The sequence below is a fragment of the Antrihabitans spumae genome, assembly GCF_043944905.1.
GTDB lineage: Bacteria > Actinomycetota > Actinomycetes > Mycobacteriales > Mycobacteriaceae > Antrihabitans > Antrihabitans spumae.
Genome location: NZ_JBIMSN010000103.1, coordinates 1 through 2836, shown reverse-complemented (window position 1 = coordinate 2836; position 2836 = coordinate 1). Strand labels below are relative to the sequence as shown.

The 2836-nt window shown below is 58.7% G+C and carries 2 protein-coding genes; one reads left to right on the top strand and one right to left on the bottom strand.

The features are described 5' to 3' along the window. Positions 1 to 81: 81 nt before the first annotated feature. On the bottom strand, positions 82 to 1062 hold the full coding sequence (locus ACHIRB_RS21935; protein WP_395126725.1) for an NADAR family protein: 981 nt from the start codon (positions 1060 to 1062) through the stop codon (positions 82 to 84). 252 nt (positions 1063 to 1314) lie between these two features. Here ACHIRB_RS21935 and ACHIRB_RS21930 point away from each other — a divergent pair, with 252 nt between their 5' ends. Further along, a complete protein-coding gene (locus tag ACHIRB_RS21930) occupies positions 1315 to 2040 on the top strand; it encodes a hypothetical protein (protein ID WP_395126724.1) in 726 nt (241 codons plus the stop codon). Positions 2041 to 2836 lie beyond the last annotated feature (796 nt).

The following is a 2836-nucleotide window of genomic DNA, read 5'->3' as shown; positions in this document are numbered from 1 at the left end:
TGACACCAATCAAAATACGGCTCTAAGACGATGTGGTCCGACTATCGGGGACCTGCCAGCGTCGATTTCCTGCTTCATTCGCTATACGCCTGGCGGCGTCTGTGTCGCGAGCTCGCCGCGCACTTGCATGAGCAGGCGACCGAGCGTATTCATACCGATTCCGTTGCGCCGACAGGGTTTACAGCCGCATCGGCCCCAGTAGTTGTCGTGCCATCGGTTGCCTTCTATCAGCTCGGCAGTGCCGGTGTCGAGCAAGATCTGCCCTGCATCTGGGTTGGCGGTGAACTTGGCCCGCAAGATCTCCAGCATCACCGATTCGCGAACGGCAACCCAATCCGGTCGCAGCTGGACCGAGCGTCCAAAGTGCTTCGCATTTCCTGGACTGGACAGTTCCCGCACGATGTCTCGAAGGTCGGGATCGAGAGTTTTCGCCGCAACGTAGGCGTGCTCCGCCGTCGGAAACTGCACGCCGTCGAACACTGTTGGGTACGCCGCGAAGTTGCTCAACGTCCGGTACTGGCCAGAGAAGGATTCAATCGGGCATGCCGGTGCTGCATGGTCGATGTTGATGTTGTTCTCTACGTCGGCCCAGGTCAGGACCGGCGTCACCCAATCCGGCGTGATCATGGAAGATTGCTGACCGAAGAGGTACAGGTTCGGCACCACTTCACGGAGATGTGTGTGAACGGCAAGCCGGTCATCGATCATGTGCGTGATCCCGAGCTTGGCGCAGTGCTCGGCCTTGTCGGCTCGTTTCTCACAACAGCGGACGTTCCCGCGCGGTATCCCGGTGCGGTCGTAGAAGTCATGGATGTCTAGCCATTCCAGCATCAGACTACGAACGCGCGGACCACATTTCGAGATGATCCACACGCGGCCGTTGAATCGCTCGACCAGTCGTGGCAGCACGTCGAAGACACCCCTGGTTGCCGGTGAATGCATCGCAGCCTCGCGGCTTGTTCCTAGAAACTGCGTGTCCGTACCGCCGTCAAGAACTTCGCCACCTTGAATCACGCGCCCGAAATCCACGCCGAGCGCCGGTGACTTCGGTGTCGTGTTCATACCGACATGATCGACAAGGCGAAACGATAGCGCCAGCCAATTGTTCTCTAGGAGACAAACGCGCGCCGTATCCAGGTCGATGACCGCCGTCTTGTCTTACCGCATCGGTCCCAAGGCTTTCCTGTGCCTCAGGAGTTACACCACTAGTTTGCGGTCCGCGATTGCTCGGGCAGCGAGCCTCGCTCGGCTGCGAGGGGTGGTCTAATTGGACGTGCGGATCCTGGCCGCCGGGCGGAAAGGGAAAGCAGTGGCATGAATGAACTCGAAGCGGAGCTACTCAAACAGCAGAAGATTGCAAAAGCGACAGGCGCTGACGCTGACGCCGTCGCGTCGGCGTGGCAGAACAACGCGCAGCGGATGCTTGATGATTACCTCGCTCTGATGCGCGCGCGTAACGTGGCTCCATGTCCGATCTTGGTTTGTCAGGAGAGAAGTGTTTGGCAGGACCAAGATCGTGGAGTGCTGCGGCGGAACAAAGGCCGGGTCCTCGTGGTGACGCTGACCTTCACCGTGCTCGGACATGGCTGGTACGTCGGTACTTTGGGTCGATTTAAAGACGCGAAGTCCTTGTTCTGCATTGCCGGGCGGGGAGTCGTCGAGAGCCGCGAGAGGTCGTCCTACCTGCCGTATCAAGGTCCGCTTCCGCAGGAGGGACGCGGAGTCGAGGAGTATTCAGGTGGAAACGTCAAGAAGCGAGTCGATGTGGTCTGGACCGTCCAACTTCGAGACGCACTCGCGACCGGTCGTATTCGTGCAGACACCGTATATTGCCCCGATCGGTCGCTCGAACCCGGTTTCGGCGTCCACGTGGTCGCACCACCGTCGTGGGAGGGAGGGCCTGATGTGGATGAGGCTGTTCGAGAGATCTTGGAGTCGATGAAACTCGACGCTTTTCGTGCGCGATTTGGGCACCATCACGGATTCGACCGCTTGTTCAGCGCGGAGAGCCTTGCCGAGGCGGCGCGAACCCAGTTCTAGTTGAGTCGGGCGTTTAGCGATTCGCGTAGAGCTAAGGCACTCATGCTCCACCAGCTGGGCCAGCTAGCTGATATGAAGGGATCGTTTGTCAAGTGGCACGGTGAGACCGCCCCGATCGTGGACCGGGACGGTCTCGGTGTTGGTCGTCCTCGCTCAGAAGCTGAGGTGCCGCCAGCCTTTGATGTCTAGCCATGCGATCGTCGTTCCCACTACTTCGCTTGTCAGCCCTCCGTCGTCATGTCGGATTACCTTGACATGCAAAACACAGTTCTCTGTTGGGGTGGTTCAGGCCGTTGAGATACCAGACGTCGCAATCGTGGTCCACGTGGCGCCGTCTGTCCCAGATGTGGGTTGATGGAGCTTGGGGCTCGGAATCAAGAACGAGGCAACCTTTATTCCTGTTGGATGCGACGCCGAACGCGATTCGAGCATTCTTTCGGCGCGGCGCGAATAGAAAGTTTCAGGAAGCCCGTTATGTGCGGCCTATCTGAATTGGTCGGTCACACACATGAGAAAGTAGGTGGAATTCCTTGGCTTCGAACGCGGCTACTCCGCCAAGATTTGAGTAGCACCGTAGGTAGTCTGCTACATCGAGCCATGCAACCCCTGCGCTCACACTCATCGTGTCGGAGATAGCGGACGCGCGGTATCCCGAATCCGACGTCAGCGAACCGCCGAGGAGGAATCGCTCAACGCGACCGGCGCTCAGTTGGTTCAGAATCGCGAAATCTAGCCCAGATCTTTCTCCGGGCTGACGTGCCGGCTTGATCTGTTTCGGATTGGGTTTTCGATCTTG

Coding starts and splice junctions, on each gene's coding strand:
- ACHIRB_RS21935 (WP_395126725.1), bottom strand. CDS start 1,062: ATGAACACGACACCGAAGTCACCGGCGCTCGGCGTGGATTTCGGGCGC.
- ACHIRB_RS21930 (WP_395126724.1), top strand. CDS start 1,315: ATGAATGAACTCGAAGCGGAGCTACTCAAACAGCAGAAGATTGCAAAA.